At 34.0% G+C, this 20,633-nt stretch carries 19 protein-coding genes; 15 read left to right on the forward strand and 4 right to left on the reverse strand.

Annotation, left to right across the window (positions count from 1 at the left end):
- Nucleotides 1-56: 56 nt before the first annotated feature.
- Entirely contained in the window at nt 57-2,030 is a 1,974-nt protein-coding gene (gene dnaG / locus Q1W72_RS11325; RefSeq protein ID WP_302135301.1) for a DNA primase, read from the forward strand.
- On the opposite strand, the gene Q1W72_RS11330 is transcribed toward dnaG, so the two are convergent.
- Nucleotides 2,027-2,656, reverse strand: a complete 630-nt coding sequence (locus Q1W72_RS11330) for a response regulator transcription factor (RefSeq protein ID WP_302135303.1) — start codon at nt 2,654-2,656, stop codon at nt 2,027-2,029. The two genes, dnaG and Q1W72_RS11330, sit on opposite strands and share 4 nt — an antisense overlap.
- A gap of 94 nt (nt 2,657-2,750) precedes the next feature.
- Nucleotides 2,751-3,551: an NAD(+) synthase gene (gene nadE, locus Q1W72_RS11335; protein ID WP_099714434.1), complete on the reverse strand. Its 801-nt coding sequence runs from the start codon at nt 3,549-3,551 to the stop codon at nt 2,751-2,753.
- Between the two features lie 100 nt (nt 3,552-3,651).
- On the opposite strand from nadE, the gene gldB reads away from it, so the two are divergent.
- Together gldB and gldC are read left to right on the forward strand one after the other, a co-directional pair.
- Nucleotides 3,652-4,608 carry a gliding motility lipoprotein GldB gene (gene gldB, locus Q1W72_RS11340; RefSeq protein WP_121342779.1) on the forward strand — a complete coding sequence of 319 codons (957 nt, stop codon included), beginning with the start codon at nt 3,652-3,654 and terminating at the stop codon, nt 4,606-4,608.
- Nucleotides 4,608-4,943, forward strand: coding sequence for a gliding motility protein GldC (gene gldC, locus Q1W72_RS11345; RefSeq protein ID WP_091165314.1), 336 nt, complete (start codon nt 4,608-4,610; stop codon nt 4,941-4,943). The genes gldB and gldC overlap by 1 nt, the downstream gene beginning before the upstream one ends.
- A gap of 78 nt (nt 4,944-5,021) precedes the next feature.
- Here the strand turns inward: gldC and yihA are convergent, their stop codons facing one another.
- Both yihA and Q1W72_RS11355 read right to left on the reverse strand, forming a co-directional pair.
- A complete protein-coding gene (gene yihA, locus Q1W72_RS11350; RefSeq protein WP_099714436.1) occupies nt 5,022-5,642 on the reverse strand; it encodes a ribosome biogenesis GTP-binding protein YihA/YsxC in 621 nt (206 codons plus the stop codon).
- A 33-nt stretch (nt 5,643-5,675) separates the two neighbouring features.
- A complete protein-coding gene (locus tag Q1W72_RS11355; RefSeq protein ID WP_099714437.1) occupies nt 5,676-6,449 on the reverse strand; it encodes an alpha/beta fold hydrolase in 774 nt (257 codons plus the stop codon).
- A gap of 381 nt (nt 6,450-6,830) precedes the next feature.
- Between Q1W72_RS11355 and mraZ the strand changes: the two genes are divergently transcribed.
- From mraZ to ftsA, 12 genes are all read left to right on the forward strand, one after another.
- On the forward strand, nt 6,831-7,304 hold the full coding sequence (gene mraZ / locus Q1W72_RS11360) for a division/cell wall cluster transcriptional repressor MraZ (protein WP_114754268.1): 474 nt from the start codon (nt 6,831-6,833) through the stop codon (nt 7,302-7,304).
- Entirely contained in the window at nt 7,279-8,187 is a 909-nt protein-coding gene (gene rsmH, locus Q1W72_RS11365; RefSeq protein ID WP_199074766.1) for a 16S rRNA (cytosine(1402)-N(4))-methyltransferase RsmH, read from the forward strand. Before mraZ ends, rsmH begins: the two co-directional genes overlap by 26 nt.
- 12 nt (nt 8,188-8,199) lie before the next feature.
- Entirely contained in the window at nt 8,200-8,547 is a 348-nt protein-coding gene (locus Q1W72_RS11370) for an FtsL-like putative cell division protein (protein ID WP_099714439.1), read from the forward strand.
- Nucleotides 8,538-10,544: a penicillin-binding protein gene (locus Q1W72_RS11375; protein ID WP_302135319.1), complete on the forward strand. Its 2,007-nt coding sequence runs from the start codon at nt 8,538-8,540 to the stop codon at nt 10,542-10,544. The genes Q1W72_RS11370 and Q1W72_RS11375 overlap by 10 nt, the downstream gene beginning before the upstream one ends.
- Nucleotides 10,541-12,004 (forward strand): UDP-N-acetylmuramoyl-L-alanyl-D-glutamate--2,6-diaminopimelate ligase, encoded by a 1,464-nt coding sequence (locus Q1W72_RS11380; RefSeq protein ID WP_099714441.1) that lies wholly within the window; start codon nt 10,541-10,543, stop codon nt 12,002-12,004. Before Q1W72_RS11375 ends, Q1W72_RS11380 begins: the two co-directional genes overlap by 4 nt.
- A 93-nt stretch (nt 12,005-12,097) precedes the next feature.
- Nucleotides 12,098-13,327: a phospho-N-acetylmuramoyl-pentapeptide-transferase gene (gene mraY, locus Q1W72_RS11385; protein ID WP_099714442.1), complete on the forward strand. Its 1,230-nt coding sequence runs from the start codon at nt 12,098-12,100 to the stop codon at nt 13,325-13,327.
- A 1-nt stretch (nt 13,328) separates the two neighbouring features.
- Entirely contained in the window at nt 13,329-14,660 is a 1,332-nt protein-coding gene (gene murD / locus Q1W72_RS11390; protein ID WP_302135322.1) for a UDP-N-acetylmuramoyl-L-alanine--D-glutamate ligase, read from the forward strand.
- Nucleotides 14,661-14,732: 72 nt separating this feature from the next.
- Entirely contained in the window at nt 14,733-16,019 is a 1,287-nt protein-coding gene (locus tag Q1W72_RS11395; protein WP_302135324.1) for an FtsW/RodA/SpoVE family cell cycle protein, read from the forward strand.
- A 30-nt stretch (nt 16,020-16,049) separates the two neighbouring features.
- The gene (gene murG / locus Q1W72_RS11400; protein ID WP_302135326.1) at nt 16,050-17,138 is read left to right on the forward strand and encodes an undecaprenyldiphospho-muramoylpentapeptide beta-N-acetylglucosaminyltransferase; all 1,089 of its coding nucleotides are present in this window, start codon (nt 16,050-16,052) and stop codon (nt 17,136-17,138) included.
- A gap of 36 nt (nt 17,139-17,174) precedes the next feature.
- Complete coding sequence (gene murC, locus Q1W72_RS11405) at nt 17,175-18,524, forward strand: UDP-N-acetylmuramate--L-alanine ligase (RefSeq protein ID WP_302135328.1); 1,350 nt, start codon at nt 17,175-17,177, stop codon at nt 18,522-18,524.
- Complete coding sequence (locus Q1W72_RS11410; RefSeq protein ID WP_099714447.1) at nt 18,511-19,233, forward strand: cell division protein FtsQ/DivIB; 723 nt, start codon at nt 18,511-18,513, stop codon at nt 19,231-19,233. The genes murC and Q1W72_RS11410 overlap by 14 nt, the downstream gene beginning before the upstream one ends.
- Before the next feature lie 7 nt (nt 19,234-19,240).
- Entirely contained in the window at nt 19,241-20,626 is a 1,386-nt protein-coding gene (ftsA, locus tag Q1W72_RS11415) for a cell division protein FtsA (protein WP_099714448.1), read from the forward strand.
- Nucleotides 20,627-20,633: the final 7 nt, after the last annotated feature.

The following is a 20,633-nucleotide window of genomic DNA, read 5'->3' on the forward strand; positions in this document are numbered from 1 at the left end:
AAACTTTGATTTGTGTATTTTTACACACTTTTCAATTATTAAATTTTATATCTAACTTGATTTCAAAAGCTACCATAGATACTGTTTTCGAAACTGCTCGTGTTGAGGAGGTGATTGGTGATTTTGTACACTTGAAACGTGCAGGAAGTAACTTCAAAGGCTTAAGTCCGTTTTCTGAAGAGCGTTCACCATCGTTCATGGTTTCTCCTGCCAAAGGAATTTGGAAAGATTTTAGTTCTGGAAAAGGTGGGAACTCTGTGGCTTTCTTGATGGAGCACGAAAAGTTTACGTATCCGGAAGCCATTCGCTATTTAGCCAAAAAATACAATATTGAAATTGAAGAAACCGAGCAAACGGATGAAGAGAAAGCCAATACTGATGTTAGAGAAAGTATGTATTTGGTTTCGGAATTTGCAAAAACCTATTTTCATAATACACTTTTAAACTCTGAAGAAGGGAAAGCAATTGGCTATTCTTATTTTAAAGAACGCGGTTTTACAAATGAAACCATAAAGAAATTTGGATTAGGATATTCTCCAGAAGCTTGGGATGCTTTTACTAAAGAAGCATTAGGCAAAGGATATAAATTAGAATTCCTGGAAAGTACAGGACTCACAATTCCTAGAGATGACAGGCCTTTCGATAGGTTCAAAGGGCGTGTGATGTTCCCAATACAAAGTATGTCAGGAAGAGTTCTTGGTTTTGGAGGAAGGATTCTTACCAATGATAAAAAAGCGGCAAAATACCTGAATTCACCAGAGAGTGAAATTTACCATAAAAGTAAAGTGTTGTATGGTATTTTTCAAGCCAAACAATCCATTGTGAAATTGAATAATTGTTATTTAGTTGAAGGATATACGGATGTAATTCAGTTCAATCAATCTGGAATTGAAAATGTTGTTGCTTCCTCAGGGACAGCTTTGACGCCAGATCAAATTCGTTTGGTTAATAGATTGACAAAGAATATTACCGTTCTTTTTGATGGAGATGCGGCCGGTTTGCGTGCTTCCATTCGTGGAATCGATTTGATTCTTGAAGAAGGAATGAATGTAAAAGTATGCACTTTTCCTGATGGAGAAGATCCAGATAGTTTTGCTAAGAAAACGTCTTATGATGATTTAGTATTATACCTTGAAAATAATGCTAAAGATTTCATTCAGTTTAAAGCATCGCTTTTGATGAATGAAGCTAAGAATGATCCTATAAAAAAAGCAGACTTGATTCGGGATATGGTTGTCAGTATTTCTAAGATTCCGGATAGAATTCAACGTGAAATTTATATTCAGGAATGTTCCCGAATTATGGATATTTCGGAGCAAGTGCTTGTGAGTACCTTAGCACAATTAGTTCAAAAAGATGTTGTTGAAGTTGGAAAAAAACAAAAACAAGAGCAAAAAGCTTTTGAAGTTGTAAAAAATGAAAATCCTGTTGATGCGGAGAAAGTAGACATTTTATATCGTTTGGAAAGAAAAATTATTGAGATTCTATTGTTGTATGGAAACAAGAATGAAGAATTTGAAGATACATTTTTGAGAACAAATACTGAAGGTGAGATTGAAACTGTCGTTGAAAAAAGAGAGTATAAAGTATATCAAAGAATTTATTTGAGTTTGCAAGAAGATGAAGTTGAATTAGCAAACCCCCTGTTTCGCGATATATTCAATAACTTGATTAACTATTACCATCAGAATGAGACTTTCAGTTTAGAGCAATATTTAATGCATTTGCAAGTTGAATTTGCACAAGAAGTTACTGATATTTTGATGGAAGATGAAAGAGTTGTTTTGCACAATTGGGAAGGTCAAAATATTTTTCCAAAATCTAAAAACGATACAATAAGTCAAAATGTATCCGAAACGATTCTAACTTTAAGATGGTATTTGGTAGGTAAAATAATCGAGGAATTAAAAAGCTCTCTATCATCCGAAGCTGGTTCAGATAATACAGAGCCTTTGTCTATGGTTATGGATTATAATATATTAGTCCATTCTTTTTCAAAAAAATTAGGGAGAGTTATGTCGCGGTACTAAACGATCTCTAAAGTTTTTGCTTTGTTTACCAAGTCTACTAAATTAGTAACATTTAATTTAGTAAGTAATCGTAATTTGTACGTACTAATTGTTTTTTCATTTAGTTTCAGAATATCAGCTATCTCATGATTCTTCTTCCCGTCACTTAGATAGCGTAAAACTTCTACTTCACGATTAGAAAGCTTACGATATAAGCGTTCGCTCTTACTTTGTTTTGCAATTAGGGCTAGATTTTTCTTTACGGTTTCATTTATAATTATCTTTCCTTGGTGGACTTTGATAATTGAAATTCCTAAAGTTTCTAGTTTTTCTTTTTTGTGGATGAATCCTGAAACTCCTGCTTTAATAGCATTTGGAGCATAAATTTGTTCTGAAAGACCACTGAAGATGATAATTTTAGTTTTTGGAAAATTTTTCAAGACTGCTTTAACCTCAAAAATACTGGAAAGACCTTCCAGCTCCAAATCTAAAACTAAGACATCAATCTCTTTAGTTAAAAGTATATCCCGTACCATCAAGAAATTACCAACATTGGCAACTATTGATATGTCTGCATTATCTTTAAAGTAAGATTTTACTCCAAAACGCACAACAGGATAATTATCGGCTATACATACTTTAATCATGATTTTAAATTTTTAGAATTATTTGTTATTGGAAATGTAAAATTAATAAATAAATTCTGTAATTAATTGTAAATCAATATAAAATGTGACTTCTTTATTCTTTTGGGATAAAACAAACAGGAATTGCTGTCATTTTATGTTGATTGATCGTATTTAATCGCTTATAAATTTCGAAAACAACCTTTTCTCTTCCTGAAAAGGCATCTGAAGATTGTCCAGCTTCATCTTGGGTCATTGCCCATTCCAATTCGTCATAACTGGCACCTAATTGATCTTCATCAGTCCTTTCGTCGCCAAATAATCCATCAGTAGGGGATGCATTTAAAATAGAGTCCGGAACTTTCAAATAACTTCCTAAAAGAAAGACTTCAGACTTCATTAAATCAGCAATAGGACTCAAATCAACTCCGCCATCACCATATTTTGTATAGAAACCCACTCCAAAATCTTCTACTTTATTTCCAGTTCCTGCGACTAATAAACAATGAATCCCCGCAAAGTAATACAGCGTTGTCATTCTTAATCGTGCTCGAGTATTGGCAAGTGATAAATGAAGTCTAGCTGTATCTGAAACATCTGGAACTGCCGTCTTGAAAGTTTCAAAAACAGAGGTCAAATCAGCTTCAATACTGGATACATTAGGGAATCTTTTTTTTAATTGTTCAATATGCTCCCGTCCACGAGTTACATGACTTTGTGCTTGATGGATGGGCATTTCAACACATAAAACTTTTAATCCTGTTTGTGCACATAAGGTTGAGGTAACTGCCGAATCTACTCCTCCGGAAACTCCAATTACAAAACCATTTACTTTTGCATTTTCAGCATATGTTTTTAACCAATTTACAATGTGGGTATTCACTTTTTCAACTTGTAATGTGCTTTTTTTAGTCATAATAGTTTACGTTTTAAAAATCAGGAATGTATATTTGCAAAATCAATTTGTTGCGCGTTCGTTTCCTTAGATTCTTTGGAAACAAATTTAATTAATATATATGAAAAAATATCTGTTTCTTGTAGTCTTTTGTCTCTTTATTTTATCCTGTGACAAGAAAAACAAAGTAGAAAGTGCTGTTACAGCAATTCCTTTGGAAGTAAAAGTGGAGCGCTTTGATAAAATATTTTTTGAAACTCCACCACAGGATTTAGAAAAAGTAAAAAAACAGTTTCCGTTTTTTTTTCCTCCAGGAAATGATAATAGTGTTTGGTTGAGTAAAATGCAAGATCCCTTATGGAGAGAATTGTATACAGAAGTTCAAAAAAAATATGGTGATTTTGAGCCCGTAAAATTAGAGTTAGAAACACTTTTTAAACATATCAAATACTATTTTCCTAAAACAAAAACGCCAAAAGTGATCACTATAATCTCTGAAATGGATTATAAAAATAAGGCTATTTATGCGGATAGTTTGGTGGTGATTTCACTTGAATTGTATTTAGGAAAGAATCATAAGTTTTATCAGTTTCCAAATTATTTAAAACAAAATTTTGAGGAAAGACAAATCGCTCCAGATGTAGTTTCGAGTTTTTCAGCAGGTAAAATTCCACCGGTTTTAGATAAAGATTTGTTAAGCCAAATGATTTATTCTGGGAAGCAATTGTATTTAAAAGACTTACTTTTGCCGGATTATACCGATGCTGAAAAAATGGGATATACTCCAGAACAGATAACATGGTGTCAAGAAAATGAAAGTTACATGTGGCGTTATTTTATTGAAAAAGAAATGCTTTACAGTAATGATCAAAAATTAATTTCCCGGTTTATAAATCCGGCGCCATTTTCTAAATTTTATTTAGAAATTGATAATGAATCCCCAGGGCAGGTTGGTGCCTGGATAGGATGGCAAATGGTACGCTCTTATATGATAAATAATGACGTGCCTTTGGTAGATTTATTAAAAACCAATGCAAAAGAAATATTTGTGAAATCAAAATACAAACCTAAAAAGTAATGTCGAATAAAAATACATCAGAAATTAAGTTTCTAATTGAATTAGATGAAAACCGTGTTCCGGAAAAATTAATGTGGTCTGCCAAAGACGGTGGAGTTGAACAAGAAGAGGCAAAAGCGATTATGTTGTCTATTTGGGACAGCAAGGCAAAAGAAAGTATGCGAATTGATTTATGGACTAAAGATATGCCGGTTGATGAAATGAAAATTTTCTTCCACCAGACTTTAGTGGCAATGTCTGAAACATTTAAACGTGCTACTGATGACGAGAAAATGGCTGACACCATGAAAGATTTCTGTGATTATTTTGCCGAGAAATTGGAGTTGACAAAATAGAATAACTGGCGTGCTAAAAAAATAAAATCCCAAAACTAAACTTTAGTTTTGGGATTTTTTATATTCTAAATATAGTTTTTAAAACTGACTATTGTTTTTGAAAACCTCTTGGTTTACCTCGTCAATATAACTTAATAATTCTTCTTTTCCAGTAGATTCTGTTGCGGAAGTAACAAAGTAATGAGGCATTTCGGCCCAATTGTTAGCGAACATTTTCTTTTTGTAAGCCGCAATATGAGAGTCAATTTTTACTTTACTGATTTTGTCAGCTTTGGTGAAAACAATACAAAAAGGAATTTCACTCTCGCCCATATAGGACATGAATTCAATATCTATGGTTTGCGCTTCATGACGAATGTCAATCAGAACAAATGCACAAACTAATTGTTCTCTGGTTTCAAAATAATCAGTAATAAACTCCTGAAAAATTGATTTCGTTTTTTTAGAAACTTTAGCATAACCATAACCTGGTAAATCTACAAGAAACCAATTGCTGTTAATCAAGAAATGATTAATTAACTGTGTTTTTCCAGGCCTTCCTGATGTTTTAGCTAGCTTTTTATGATTCGTTAGCATGTTTATCAAAGAGGACTTCCCAACATTTGATCGGCCAATAAAAGCGTATTCCGGCAAAAAGTCTTTTGGACATTTGGATACATCGGAGTTGCTGATAACAAATTCGGCAGTATTAATTTTCATTTTTTCTAGGTGTAAAATTCTCCTTTTTTAGGATTAGTGTACTGATAAATGTGTGTGTGTTAACCAGTCTTCTAATAAACGATTAAATTCATCAGGATGCTCCATCATAGCGGCGTGACCACATTTATCAATCCAGTATAAGGTAGAATTAGGTAATAATTTATTGAATTCTTCTGCAACATCCGGAGGCGTAACCTTGTCGTTTTTTCCCCAAATTATACAGGTTTGAACATGCATTTTCGGCAAATCTTTTGCCATGTTATGACGAATGGCGCTTTTGGCAATTGTCAATGTTTTTATCAATTTTATTCTGTCATTTACGGATTCGTAAACTTCATCAATAAGTTCTTTAGTGGCTACTTTTGGATCATAAAATACATCTTCAGCTTTTTTCTTGATGTATTCATAATCGCCTCTTTTAGGATAACTATCACCCATAGCGCTTTCATAAAGGCCAGAACTTCCGGTAATTACAAGTCCGGCTACTTTTTCGGGATACATTTTAGTGTGGTATAAAGCAATATGGCCGCCTAATGAATTTCCTAACAGAATTACTCTGTCCAGCCCCTTGAATGTGATAAAATCTTTAACATATTTCGCAAAACTTTTTACATTCGTTTTTAAAATGTTTTGAGTGTATATAGGTAAATCTGGAATGATTATTTTATATCCTTTTGTAGAAAAGTAACTTGCAACAGCATCAAAGTTGCTAAGTCCACCCATAAGCCCGTGTAAGATGACAATTGGAGTTCCTTCGCCAGCTTCGTAATAGCTATACCTACCTTCTTTTTTATAGTGTTTTTCCATTTTTTTTGAATGCGGATTTTCAATTTTGACAAATATAGGATTTAATAAATAAAAAAGAATTTTTACAACAATTTTTAATTGTAAAATTATGCGTGTTGTTATAAAAATAGGCTTCTCTTTTTTGTGTATTTGAGCTTCAAATTTTAATTATTTTGAACTTGTTATTACCATTTTAAATTGAAATTTCATTGTATTTCACCTCCTTTTTTTAATAACATTACCTTTCTTACAAATAAAATAAAAGAGAGCTAACGTTCTGACTGTCCAAAAATTAAGGGTTTTTGTTTCAAAGTGGTTAAACTTATTAACAAAGTGGGATATAGTGGTAAATTGTGGTAATATTTTTTATATTTTTGCTCAACATCATTTAAAACTTTTTGATTGGATACAATTATTGGAACATATGAATGTAAAGTCGATGCTAAAGGAAGGTTGCTGTTGCCAGCGCCTTTGAAAAAGCAATTGGCTGCTTCACTTCAAAACGGCTTTGTTTTGAAGCGTTCCGTGTTTCAACCCTGTTTGGAGTTGTATCCTATGAGCGAATGGGATTTGATGATGCAAAAAATCAATAAACTGAATCGGTTCGTGAAGAAAAATAATGACTTTATCCGCAGGTTTACTGCCGGAGTTAAAGTGGTTGAGATAGATGCTTTAGGTAGGTTATTAGTGCCAAAGGATTTAGTGGTGTTTGCGAGTATTGCTAAAGAGGTTGTGTTCTCATCAGCAGTGAATATTGTTGAGATTTGGGATAAAGATTTATACGAAAAATCAATAAATGGTGAGGATGTTGATTTTGCAGATTTGGCAGAAGAAGTAATGGGAAATATAAATGACGACGACAATGGAATATCATAATCCGGTTTTGCTTCATGCATCAGTAGATGGTTTAAATATTAAGCCAGACGGCATTTATGTTGATGTCACTTTTGGTGGTGGAGGACATTCGAAAGAAATATTGAAAAGACTCGGGCCAAACGGAAAGCTGTTTGCTTTCGATCAGGATGAAGATGCTTTGGCGAATGCTTTGCCTGATGAAAGATTTACGCTGATTAATGAGAATTTCCGTTTTATAAAACGGTTTTTGCGTTTTTATGGGGTGAAAAGTGTTGATGGAATCTTAGCAGATTTAGGAGTTTCGTCTCATCAGTTTGATGTTCCTGAAAGAGGTTTTTCTACTCGTTTTGATGCGGGGTTGGATATGAGAATGAGTCAAAAAAATGATTTGAATGCCTATCGTGTTGTCAATGAATATGATGATGCGAATTTGAGAAGGGTGTTCTTGGATTATGGAGAATTGAAAAATGCACCTGCTTTGTCCAGAACAATTATAGAAGCTAGAGAAGAACAGCCAATCAAGACGACTGATGAATTAAAAGAGGTCTTGGCGAGATATTTACCGGAAAGAGTTAGGAATAAAATATTGGCTCAAATTTATCAGGCGATTCGAATTGAAGTGAATCAGGAAATGGATGTTTTGAAAGAGTTTTTGGAACAATCTTTAGAAATATTGAATCCCGGCGGAAGATTGAGCGTGATTTCATATCATTCATTAGAAGATCGATTGGTGAAAAGATTTATGAAAAACGGAATGTTTGAAGGAGAACCTGAACGTGACTTTTTTGGTAATTTTTCAGTGCCATTTAAAACGGTTGGAAAATTAATTGTTCCGGATAATGCTGAAATAAAAGAGAACAATAGAGCAAGAAGTGCCAAATTAAGAATTGCTGAGAAGATTTAATTAGTCATAAAAATGAAAAACGGAGTTTACAGCCTATTGAAAGCGCGGTTTCTTATAAATGATGATGCGGTAAAAAACTGGCGGTTTATTGTTTTTGTAATTCTATTGGCGATTGTTATGATTGCTAATACACAGCGATTTGAGCAGAAAGTATTTAGGATTGCAGAGTTGACAAATCAGGTTAAAGAGTTGCGTTCAGAATTTGTGGACAGACGCTCAGAATTAATGAAATTAAAAATGGAATCGACTGTTTCTGAAAAAATGATAGCAAAAGAAATTTTTCCCTCAACAGTTCCTCCAATAAAAATAAAGGTTAAAAAAGAAGAAGAAAAAAGCTTTTTCAAAAAAATATGGCAGTAGAAGATAAATACATATCGTACAGAATTTATCTGGTTGCATTCGCTATCTTATTGATGGCTATTGCTATTGCTGTAAAATTGACAAATATTCAATGGGTTGAAGGCGATTATTATAGAAAATTAGCCAAGGAAAGAACCGTTAAGAATTTTGTGATTCCAGCAAATAAAGGAAATATATATTCTGCAGACGGAAGCCTTTTAGCTACTTCCATTCCGAATTACGAAATACGTTTTGATGCTGTGGCTCCAAAAGCTGAAGCATTTGAAAGAAATGTTAAGTCATTGTCAGATTCATTGGCATCGGTTTTAGGAAAACCGTCTAATTTTTTTGAAAATGAATTAAGAAAAGCCAGGGCTAATAAAAACAGATATTATTTAGTTGCCCGTAAATTAAGTTATACACAGTATTCTAAAATAAAAAGCTTTCCGTTGTTCAATTTGGGTGCTTACAAGGGCGGAATTATAATTGAACAAGAAACTGTAAGAGAACACCCAATTGGTAAAATCGCTGAAAGAACTATTGGTTACGATAGAATTGATGAAAGTGGCCAATTAAAACGAGTAGGAATAGAAGGTGCTTTTGGAAAATATCTAAATGGAAAAGACGGTAAAATTTTAAAACAAAAAATTGCAAAAGGGCAATGGAAACCCATTCGTGATGTAAACGAAGTTGATCCGCAAGATGGATACGATGTAATTTCTACTATTGATGTTTACATTCAAGATATTGCGCATCATGCCTTGTTGAAACAATTGGAAGAATATGGTGCTGAACACGGTTGTGTAGTGGTTATGGAAACCAAAACCGGTCAGGTTAAAGCGATTTCTAATTTGGGAAGAGACGAGAAATCAGGTAATTATTATGAAACTATAAATTATGCTGTTGCAGAATCTCATGAACCAGGTTCTACCTTCAAATTGGTTGATATGATTGCGCTTTTGGATGATAATAAAGTCGATACATCTAAGGTTTACGATAGTCGTGGTGGCGTTATAACTTACAGAGGTGATAAAGTTCGTGATTCTCATGAAGGCGGATATGGAAAAATATCGCTTGGAAAAGGCTTTGAAGTCTCTTCCAATACTATTTTAGTTCAAGCTGTTGTAGAAAATTATAAAAATAATCCACAGCAATTTATCGATAGAATAAATAAAATGGGTTTGAACAAACCTCTTGGATTACCATTTCAAGGAGAAGGAAAACCTATTGTTCATCAAACATCAGATAAAAATTGGAATCCTAATATTTTACCATGGATGGCTTTTGGATATAGTGTTGCAATGACACCTTTGCAAACTTTGACTTTGTATAATGCTGTAGCAAATAACGGAGAAATGGTAAAACCACAATTCGTTTCAGAAATTAAAGAATGGAATAAAACCATCAAGAAATACGATAAACAAATTATCAATCCGAAGATTTGTTCAGATGCAACTATCAAAAAATTAAAAGCGCTTTTATCAAATGTGGTAAAAAGAGGAACAGGATCAAAGCTATATTCTAAAGATTTTTCTATGGCAGGAAAAACAGGTACAGCGCAAGCCAATTATGGGAAAAATGGTGGAAATGACAAACATTATATTTCATCTTTCGTAGGATTTTTTCCTGCTGAGCATCCTAAATATTCTTGCATTGTTGTAGTTCATGCACCAAATACATCAATGAATAATTATTATGGAGCTGATGTTGCCGGACCAGTTTTCAAGAGAATTGCTCAAAAGATTTTCACCGATGCGCCTTCAACAAATGAGATTAAAAACCTAAATAGAAAGATTGCAAAACAAGAGAATAATTATGATTCTTACTTTGTAAAATCAGAAAAGAAATTGCAATTAATTCCAAATGTGAAAGGAATGTCTGGAATGGATGCGGTTGCTTTATTAGAGAATTTAGGAGTAAAAGTAAAGGCTGTTGGAGTTGGTAAAGTGAAAAAACAATCACTTGCTGCGGGTCAGAATATTGTAAAAAATACAACTATACTATTGGAATTATCATGAGTATATTAAAAGATATATTGTATAAAGTAGCTATCGAAGCTGTAAAAGGTTCGACGGATATTACTATTAATAAAATGGATTTCGATTCTAGAAAAATCGGGTCTAATGATATTTTTGTGGCTATTCGTGGCTCCATTTCTGATGGTCACGATTTTATAGAAAAAGCAATTGAGCAGGGTGCTGTAGCGGTTATATGCGATACATTTCCGGAGAATATTGCTAAAGGAATTACTTATGTTCAGGTAAAAGATACGAATTCGGCCTTGGCATTTATGGCTGCAAATTATTTTGGAGATCCTTCTCAAAACTTGAAATTGGTTGGAATTACGGGAACAAACGGTAAAACGACCATTGCTTCTTTGTTGTACCAATTGTTTAAAAAAGCAGGTTTTAAAGTTGGATTACTTTCGACAGTAAAAATTTTGGTTGATGATGTTGAATATAAAGCGACTCACACGACTCCAGATTCAATTACGATAAATCATTACCTAAAGGAGATGGTTGAAAACGGTGTCGAATACTGTTTTATGGAAGTGAGTTCTCATGGAATTCATCAAAAAAGAACCGAAGCGTTGCATTTTGTTGGCGGTATTTTTACCAATTTGTCTCACGATCATTTGGATTACCATCCAACGTTTGCAGAATACAGAGATGTGAAAAAATCGTTTTTCGATAATTTGCCAAAAACAGCATTTGCATTGTCCAATATTGATGATAAAAATGGACAAGTGATGTTGCAGAATACTGTGGCAAAAAAACTGACCTATGCCTTAAAATCATATGCCGATTATAAAGCACAAATTCTGGAAAATCAATTGTCAGGTTTGTTATTGAAAATAAATGGAAATGAAGTTTGGGTAAAACTGATAGGAACATTTAATGCCTATAATTTATTGGCTATTTATGGAACTGCGATAGAACTGGGAATGGAAAGTTTAGAAGTACTTCGATTATTATCTGATTTAGAAAGTGTTTCGGGACGTTTTCAATTTATTGTTTCTGCTTCAAATATTACAGCGATTGTAGATTATGCGCATACACCGGATGCATTAGAAAATGTGCTAAAAACGATTAATGACATTCGTACAAAAAACGAACAACTAATTACGGTTGTAGGTTGTGGCGGAAATAGAGATAAAACCAAGCGACCAATTATGGCTGGCATTGCGTCGGATTTAAGTGATAAAGCAATTTTTACTTCGGATAATCCAAGAAATGAAGACCCAGAAGCAATTATTGCAGAAATGGAATTAGGCGTTGCTCCTCAGAATTATAAAAAAATGTTGACCATAACCGATAGGAAACAAGCTATAAAAACGGCTTGCCAATTGGCTCAGCCCAATGATATTATTTTAATTGCCGGGAAAGGACATGAAACGTATCAGGAAATAAATGGTATCCGTCATGATTTTGACGATATGAAAATAGTTAAAGAAATATTAGATCAACTAGGAAAATAAAAGTTTAATCGTTGATTTGGTTAACTGTTTAATCTAATAGTAATCAAATCAGCAAATAAACAAATCAACGATTAACCAAATAAACAAAGATATATGCTATACTATTTGTTTGAATATTTAGACAAAATATTAGATGTTCCTGGAACAGGTGTTTTTCAGTACATCACTTTTAGATCAGCGTTAGCATTGATGCTTTCTTTGCTATTGTCTACAATTTATGGTAAAAGAATCATCCGTTTTCTGCAAAGGCAGCAAGTGGGAGAAACCGTTCGTGAACTTGGTCTGGCTGGTCAAAATGAAAAAGCGGGAACACCAACAATGGGTGGGTTAATTATCATATTTGCTACTCTGGTTCCAGTTGTGCTTTTTGCAAAACTGCATAACATCTACATTGTTTTGTTGATTGTAACCACACTTTGGATGGGAACAATTGGTTTTATAGATGATTATATCAAAATTTTCAAGAAAGATAAAGAAGGATTAAAAGGAATATTCAAAGTTGTAGGACAAGTAGGTCTTGGTTTAATAGTAGGTACGGTTCTTTATTTTAGTCCTGGTGTTACGGTTCGTACAGATACTTCTACATCGGATATTTTTAAAGTGCCAGCACAAACGGTGATTTTGCCTGCGCCAGTTGAAGAAAAATCTACGGCTACTACAATCCCGTTCTTTAAAAATAATGAATTTGATTATGCTGAATTATTAGCATGGACTGGCGAAGGATATGAAAAATGGGCTTGGTTAATTTTTATTCCAGTTGTTATTTTTATTATAACGGCAGTTTCTAATGGTGCTAATTTAACGGATGGAATTGATGGACTTGCCGCAGGAACTTCTGCTGTTTCAGTTCTGGCGTTAGGAATATTTACGTTCGTTTCAGGAAATATAATTTTCTCCAATTACTTGAATATAATGTATATCCCTAATTCAGGGGAAATGACGGTTTTTATAGCCGCATTTGTGGGATCATTGATTGGATTTCTTTGGTACAACTCGTACCCGGCATCGGTATTTATGGGCGATACAGGAAGTTTGACTATTGGTGGAATTATTGCAGTTCTGGCAATTGCCGTTCGAAAAGAAATGTTGATTCCTTTATTGTGCGGAATTTTCCTTGTCGAAAATCTATCGGTGGTTTTACAAGTAAGTTATTTTAAGTATACCAAGAAACGCTTTGGCGAAGGCCGAAGAATATTTTTAATGTCTCCTTTACATCATCATTATCAGAAGAAAGGGTATCATGAAAGTAAAATAGTAACGCGTTTTTGGATTGTTGCCATAATGCTCGCCATACTGTCAATTGTTACCTTAAAATTAAGATAACATGAGGTTAGTAATCTTAGGTGGAGGAGAAAGTGGTGTAGGTACTGCTATTCTGGGCAAGAAAAAAGGATATGAAGTTTTTGTATCTGATTTCGGAAAGATAAAAGGGAATTACAAAGAGGTTCTTATCATTAATGGAATAGCTTGGGAAGAGGAAAAGCATACCGAAGATTTGATTTTGAATGCTGATGTGGTCATGAAAAGTCCAGGAATTCCGGATAAATCTCCAATAGTAAAAAAGCTTATTGAAAAAGGAATTCCAGTATTATCTGAAATTGAATTCGCTGCACCTTTTACAGATGCAACCATAATAGGGATTACCGGTAGTAATGGAAAGACAACTACCACAATGCTTACCCATCATTTGCTGAAATCTGCAGGATTAAATGTAGGATTGGGAGGGAATATTGGAAAGAGTTTTGCCTGGCAAGTAGCAGATAATAAATATGATTCTTATGTGCTGGAGTTGAGCAGTTTTCAATTGGACGGAATCTTGAATTTTAAGCCACATATTGCCATTATTACGAATATTAGTCCAGATCATTTAGATCGATACGATTACAAATATGAGAATTACATTGATGCAAAGTTTAGAATTACGATGAATCAAACCGAGGAAGATTACCTCATTTATGATGCCGATGATGAAGCCATTACAGAATGGTTTAAGACACATACAACAAAAGCCAAATTAATTCCTTTTTCATTGACTAAAATTTTCAGCGAAGGAGCTTATATAAAAAACAACAAAATGGAAATTTCAATCAATCACGAAGAGTTTACAATGGACACAGAACATATTGCCTTAGAAGGAAAACATAACATGAAAAACGCAATGGCAGCAACCTCTGTGGCAAAATTGATGCAGATTAGAAAATCTACAATACGTGAAAGTTTATCTAATTTTCAGGGAGTGGAACACCGTCTTGAAAAAGTATTGAAAATTCAGAATGTACAATATATCAATGATTCAAAAGCAACCAATGTAAACGCCACTTTTTTTGCATTAGACAGCATGAATACACCTACAGTTTGGATTGTGGGAGGTGTTGATAAAGGAAATGATTACAATGAATTGATGTCATTAGTTCGTGAAAAAGTAAAAGCGATTATCTGTCTTGGTGTGGATAATAAAAAAATCATTGATGTTTTTGGTAACGTAGTCGATATAATGATTGAAGTCTCTACTATGAATGATGCTGTGAAAATGGCTCAAAGATTATCAGAAAAAGGCGATACGGTTTTATTGTCCCCTGCATGTGCCAGTTTCGATTTATTCGAAAACTACGAAGACAGAGGAAAACAATTCAAACAAGCAGTTAAGAATTTATAGGAATGTTTAAGGTTTAACGTTTAAGGTTGAGAAACTTTAAACGTTAAACACAAAACTTTAAACTAATAAGAAATGAAACAACTAGTCAACAATTTAAAAGGAGATAAAGGTATTTGGTCATTCGTGGCCTTATTGGCCTTGTTTTCATTTATGCCTGTTTTTAGTGCTAGTAGTAATTTGGCTTATATCGGTCAAGGTAACGGAAATACATTAGGTTATTTGGTTAAACATATTGTGCATATCTGTATTGGTTTTACCATTATTTTTATGGTGCATAAAGTACCTTACCACTATTTCAAGGCTGTTTCCAAAGGAGCGTTGTATATTGTTTGGGTATTATTGGCCTACACATTAATAAAGGGAACAGTAATTGCTGGTGCCAATGCCAGTCGATGGATTCAGGTTCCGTTCATAGGGGTTACGTTTCAAACTTCAACATTGGCAGCAATGGTGTTGTTTATTTTTGTAGCGCGTTATTTGTCTAAAACCCGAGAAGTTCCTATTTCTTTTAAATCCTCAATTTGGGAGCTTTGGTTGCCGGTATTCATTACGTTGGCATTCATTCTTCCGGCCAATTTTTCTACTACAGCATTAATTTTCTCCATGGTGTTGATGTTGGTTTTCATTGGAAAATATCCGTTGCGTTATATTGGAATAGTTGTAGGGTCAGGAATAGTATTTCTTGCATTTTTTATTCTTGTGGCTAAAGCTTTTCCGGATGCTTTTCCTAATCGTGTCGATACTTGGATTAGTCGTATTGATAATTTTACCAGTGATAAACCTGATGAAGATGATTATCAAATAGAGAAAGCTAAAATTGCTATAGCTTCGGGAAAAATATATGGATTAGGTCCTGGAAAAAGTGTTCAAAAGAACTTTTTGCCGCAATCTTCCTCCGATTTTATTTTTGCCATAATCGTGGAAGAATATGGGCTTTTAGGTGGTTTAGGAGTATTGATGTTGTATTTATTGTTGTTGTTTCGATTTGTAATAGCATCGCATAAAGCCAATTCACTGTTTGGAAAATTAGTAGTTGTGGGATTGGGTTTCCCAATGATATTTCAGGCAATGGTAAATATGGCTGTAGCGGTTGAATTATTGCCGGTTACGGGACAAACATTGCCCTTAATCAGTAGTGGAGGAAGTTCAATCTGGATGACTTGTTTTGCACTAGGAATCATCATTAGTGTTACGAAAAAAGAAGAAGAAATAGCGCAGGAATTGAAAGATGCTGCCAAGAGAGAAGAAGCGCTTCAAAAATTAATTGACCGGGAATTAGAAGAGGTAGAGGTAGTAGCGGAGAATTATTCGATAGAAGATAAAGCTAACAATCCGATGCACGCGGTTTTAAATAAATAAGTGGTTTTATAAAATTTGAAATTAATAAAAATGAAACAGTATAAATTCATATTAAGTGGTGGCGGAACGGGTGGACATATCTATCCTGCAATAGCTATTGCAAATGAATTAAAAGCTCGTTTTCCTGATGCAGATTTTCTTTTTGTAGGTGCCAAAGACAAAATGGAAATGCAAAAAGTACCTCAGGCTGGTTACAATATAAAAGGACTTTGGATATCAGGTTTACAACGTAGATTGACATTTGACAATGCTCTTTTTCCAATTAAGTTGCTTTCAAGTTTATTAAAATCCCGAACAATAATCAAACAGTTCAAGCCTGATGTGGTTATTGGAACAGGTGGTTTTGCAAGTGGTCCGTTATTGCAAGCAGCCGCAATTGCGGGAATTCCAACAGTGATTCAAGAACAAAATTCCTTTCCGGGAATTACCAATAAACTGTTGAGTAAAAAGGCAAACAAAATTTGTGTTGCTTATGAAAATCTGGAACGCTTTTTCCCAAAAGAGAAAATGATTTTGACTGGAAATCCAGTGCGTCAGGATTTAATTGATATCGAAAGTAAAAGAGAAGAAGCAATTCAATATTTTAATTTAGATTCAAATAAAAAAACATTGTTGGTTCTTGGAGGAAGCCTTGGAGCGAGAAGAGTAAACCAATTAATCGAAAAAGAGTTAGCCAATATGCTTTCTCAAAATGTTCAGGTGATTTGGCAATGCGGAAAGTTGTATTTAGAAGATTATAAAAAATACAATTCAGCAAATGTTCAGGTAGTCGCTTTCATTGAAAGAATGGATTTAGTTTATGCAGCGGCAGATGTTGTTATTTCTCGTGCAGGTGCATCATCCGTTTCGGAGTTGTGTATTGTTGGTAAACCGGTAATTTTTATTCCGTCCCCAAATGTTGCCGAAGACCATCAAACTAAAAATGCACAAGCCATAGTCGATAAAAAAGGAGCTTTGATGCTGAAAGAATCCGAACTTGAATCACAGTTCAGTCTTGTTTTTGAAGTCTTGCTGAAAGATCAGGGAAAGCAAAATCAGCTGAGTGAAAATATAAAATTATTGGCTATGCCAGAAGCAACAAAACAAATTGTTGACGAAATTGTAAAGCTAATTAGATAGAAATAAAAAGATAATACACCAAAGACTCAAAATAAAATGAACTTAAATCAAATACATAACGTCTATTTTATCGGAATCGGAGGCATTGGGATGAGTAATTTGGCTCGTTATTTCAAGAATCTGGGCAAGAATGTCTCAGGTTATGATAAAACACCATCGGCTCTTACTAATGAATTAATAGAAAGTGGAATTTCAATTCATTTTGAAGACAGCATTGATGCGATTCCTAAAGATTTTTACATAGAAAATACTTTGGTGATTATTACGCCGGCTGTTCCTAAGACGCATTCAGAGTGGAATTATTTCTTGGAAAGAGATTTTCAAGTTAAGAAAAGAGCAGAGGTTTTAGGAATAATTACAAAAGACACTTTTTGTTTTGCAGTTGCCGGAACACACGGAAAAACAACAACATCAGGAATTTTAGGGCATATTTTGAACGAAAGTGGTGCCGATGTTACTGCTTTTATTGGAGGAATTGTTGAGAATTATAATTCGAATTTGATAGGAAGTGGAAAAACAGTAACTGTTGTTGAAGCCGATGAATTTGATCGTTCATTCCTGCATTTACATCCCAATATTGCCTGTATAACTTCTATGGATGCGGATCATTTGGATATTTACGGTACCAGTGAAGCAATTGAGGAATCTTTCCTTGAATTTGCTTCCAAAATAGAAGATAAAAGCAATCTTTTTATAACAAAAGAATTACCAATAGAAGGTGTAACCTGTGCTGTAAACGAAGATGCTGTTTTTAAAGCTTTTAATGTTAGAATAGGAAATGGCAGCTATGTTTTTGATGTACAAACGCCTACAGAAGTAATTAAAGATTTACATTTTGGTTTACCGGGAAGACATAATTTAATGAATGCATTAATGGCTATCGCAATGGCAAAATTATTCGGCACCCCAACCGATGCCATTGCAAAAGCCATTATGTCATTTAAGGGAATAAAAAGAAGATTTTCGTATCAGATTAAAACAGAAGCGAAGGTTTATATTGATGATTATGCACATCATCCAACGGAGATAAATGCAGTGCATCAGGCGGTTCGAGAATTGTATCCAAACCAAAAAGTTTTGGCAGTTTTTCAACCCCATTTGTTTAGTAGAACGAGAGATTTTGCTGATGATTTTGCTAAAAGTTTATCTGCTTTTGATGACATAATTTTATTGGATATTTATCCGGCCCGTGAATTGCCAATGGAAGGAATAAACTCACAATGGCTGATGGATAAAGTGATTAATAGTCATAAAAAAATAGTAGTTAAAGACGATTTGATTGCAACAATTTTAGCAAGTGATGCTCCCATAATTGTAACGATTGGAGCTGGAGATATTGGAGAATTAGTACCATCAATTAAAAAAGCGATAAATGAGACTCTTTAATTGGACAAATATTCGATTATTACTGATGTTTGTGTTGGTAATTTTTCTGTTTTCGTTTACGTCAAATCGTAATGCAAATAGAAAATTGACGAAATCTGCCGTTATTTTTGTAGGAGATAACGCTCCTTTTGTAAAGCAAGAAACGGTTAATAAATTGTTAATAGAAAATAAAAAAGATGCATCAAGCATTCAAAAAGTTAATTTAGATTTGAATAAACTGGAAACAACTCTCAACGCACAAGAAATGATTGAAAGATCAGATGTATTTGTGAGTATTGATGGGGTGTTAAAAGCAGTGGTGAAACAAAAAACTCCTATTGCTAGAGTTTTTGATAATAGCGGTTCTTTTTATATTGATTACGAAGGTAATAGAATGCCATTGTCAACTAATTTTACAGCTAGAGTTCCACTTGTTTCAGGGGGAATAAATAAAAAAAATAACGAAGATTTATCCGATTTATTTCGCTTAATCTATGACGATGCGTTTTTGAAAAAAAACATCATCGGAATTCAAATTATGCCTAATGGAAGCTTAAAAATGCTCAATAGAAATTTTGATTATCAAATTGATTTTGGTAGAATGATCAATGTCGAGCGTAAATTCAAGAATTATAAAGCTTTTTTTCAAAAAGCGGTTTTAGATAGTTCGTTGTATAAATATAAAAAAATTGACCTCCGATTTACGGAACAAGTAGTTTGCACTAAATAAATAGATAATGGAAAAAGAGAATATTGCAGTAGGTCTAGATATTGGGACAACTAAAATAGTTGCCATGATAGGCAAGAAGAATGAGTATGGGAAATTAGAAATTTTAGGTGTTGGAAAATCTAAAAGTTTAGGTGTGGCCAGAGGTGTGGTAAATAACATCACTCAAACCATACAATCAATACAACAAGCGATTCAAGAAGCCGAAAATAATTCAGGCTATAAAATAAAAGATGTAGTGGTAGGAATAGCGGGACAACACATCCGCAGTATTCAGCATACTGATTACATCAGCAGAAGCAATCCCGAAGAAGTAATTGGCGGGAATGACATTCAGCTTTTGATTGACCAAGTAAATAAATTGGCAATGTTACCTGGCGAAGAAATTATACATGTTTTGCCACAGGAATTTAAAATTGACGGACAATCCGAAATCAAAGAGCCTATCGGGATGTATGGTGGAAGATTAGAGTCTAGTTTTCATGTTGTAGTAGGACAAGCATCATCGATTCGTAATGTAGGCAGATGTATTCAAAGTTCTGGAATCGAATTGTCAGGATTGACCTTGGAACCATTGGCTTCAGCTGATGCCGTTTTGAGTCAGGAAGAAAAAGAAGCTGGAGTTGCGTTGATTGATATTGGTGGTGGAACAACAGACTTGGCTATTTTCAAAGATGGTATTATTCGTCACACAGCGGTAATTCCTTTTGGAGGAAATGTGATTACAGATGATATCAAAGAAGGATGTTCGATCATTGAAAAGCAGGCTGAATTATTGAAAGTGAAATTTGGATCAGCTTGGCCAGGAGAAAATAAAGACAACGAGATTGTTTCTATTCCAGGATTAAGAGGTAGAGAACCAAAAGAGATTTCGTTGAAAAATCTATCTAAAATAATCCATGCTCGTGTTGTGGAAATTGTAGATCAGGTATTCACTGAAGTGAAAGCTTACGGACACGAAGATCCTCGCAAAAAATTAATTGCAGGAATTGTGCTTACTGGTGGTGGTGCGCAATTGAAACACATCAAACAGTTAGTGGAATACATTACTGGAATGGATACTAGAATTGGATATCCAAACGAACATTTGGCTGGAAATTCAGATGAGGAGATTTCAAGTCCTTTGTATGCAACAGCAGTCGGATTAGTAATGAAAAGCATTGAGAATAAAACACAAAGTGCAATAAGAATGGACGCCATTGAACAACCTAAAGCTCCGGTATACCGACAAGCAGTTGTTCAAAATCCGGTAGTGAATGAAGTTCTTGAGAAAGAGGAAGAAGAAGAGGATCAAAACTCAAATGAGAAACATAATTCTACCGTAAACAGGATTCAAAGAAATTTCTTTGACCGTTATGTTGATAAGATTAAGGATTTCTTAGATAATGCAGAATAGGGCAGTG

It is taken from the genome of Flavobacterium sp. ZE23DGlu08 (genome assembly GCF_030505335.1).
Lineage (GTDB): Bacteria > Bacteroidota > Bacteroidia > Flavobacteriales > Flavobacteriaceae > Flavobacterium > Flavobacterium algoritolerans.

Coding starts and splice junctions, on each gene's coding strand:
- ftsA (WP_099714448.1), top strand. CDS start 19,241: ATGGAAAAAGAGAATATTGCAGTAGGTCTAGATATTGGGACAACTAAA.
- mraY (WP_099714442.1), top strand. CDS start 12,098: ATGCTATACTATTTGTTTGAATATTTAGACAAAATATTAGATGTTCCT.
- Q1W72_RS11375 (WP_302135319.1), top strand. CDS start 8,538: ATGGCAGTAGAAGATAAATACATATCGTACAGAATTTATCTGGTTGCA.
- murG (WP_302135326.1), top strand. CDS start 16,050: ATGAAACAGTATAAATTCATATTAAGTGGTGGCGGAACGGGTGGACAT.
- Q1W72_RS11370 (WP_099714439.1), top strand. CDS start 8,200: ATGAAAAACGGAGTTTACAGCCTATTGAAAGCGCGGTTTCTTATAAAT.
- Q1W72_RS11380 (WP_099714441.1), top strand. CDS start 10,541: ATGAGTATATTAAAAGATATATTGTATAAAGTAGCTATCGAAGCTGTA.
- Q1W72_RS11355 (WP_099714437.1), bottom strand. CDS start 6,449: ATGGAAAAACACTATAAAAAAGAAGGTAGGTATAGCTATTACGAAGCT.
- murD (WP_302135322.1), top strand. CDS start 13,329: ATGAGGTTAGTAATCTTAGGTGGAGGAGAAAGTGGTGTAGGTACTGCT.
- gldB (WP_121342779.1), top strand. CDS start 3,652: ATGAAAAAATATCTGTTTCTTGTAGTCTTTTGTCTCTTTATTTTATCC.
- rsmH (WP_199074766.1), top strand. CDS start 7,279: ATGACGACGACAATGGAATATCATAATCCGGTTTTGCTTCATGCATCA.
- yihA (WP_099714436.1), bottom strand. CDS start 5,642: ATGAAAATTAATACTGCCGAATTTGTTATCAGCAACTCCGATGTATCC.
- gldC (WP_091165314.1), top strand. CDS start 4,608: ATGTCGAATAAAAATACATCAGAAATTAAGTTTCTAATTGAATTAGAT.
- Q1W72_RS11330 (WP_302135303.1), bottom strand. CDS start 2,656: ATGATTAAAGTATGTATAGCCGATAATTATCCTGTTGTGCGTTTTGGA.
- Q1W72_RS11410 (WP_099714447.1), top strand. CDS start 18,511: ATGAGACTCTTTAATTGGACAAATATTCGATTATTACTGATGTTTGTG.
- nadE (WP_099714434.1), bottom strand. CDS start 3,551: ATGACTAAAAAAAGCACATTACAAGTTGAAAAAGTGAATACCCACATT.
- murC (WP_302135328.1), top strand. CDS start 17,175: ATGAACTTAAATCAAATACATAACGTCTATTTTATCGGAATCGGAGGC.
- Q1W72_RS11395 (WP_302135324.1), top strand. CDS start 14,733: ATGAAACAACTAGTCAACAATTTAAAAGGAGATAAAGGTATTTGGTCA.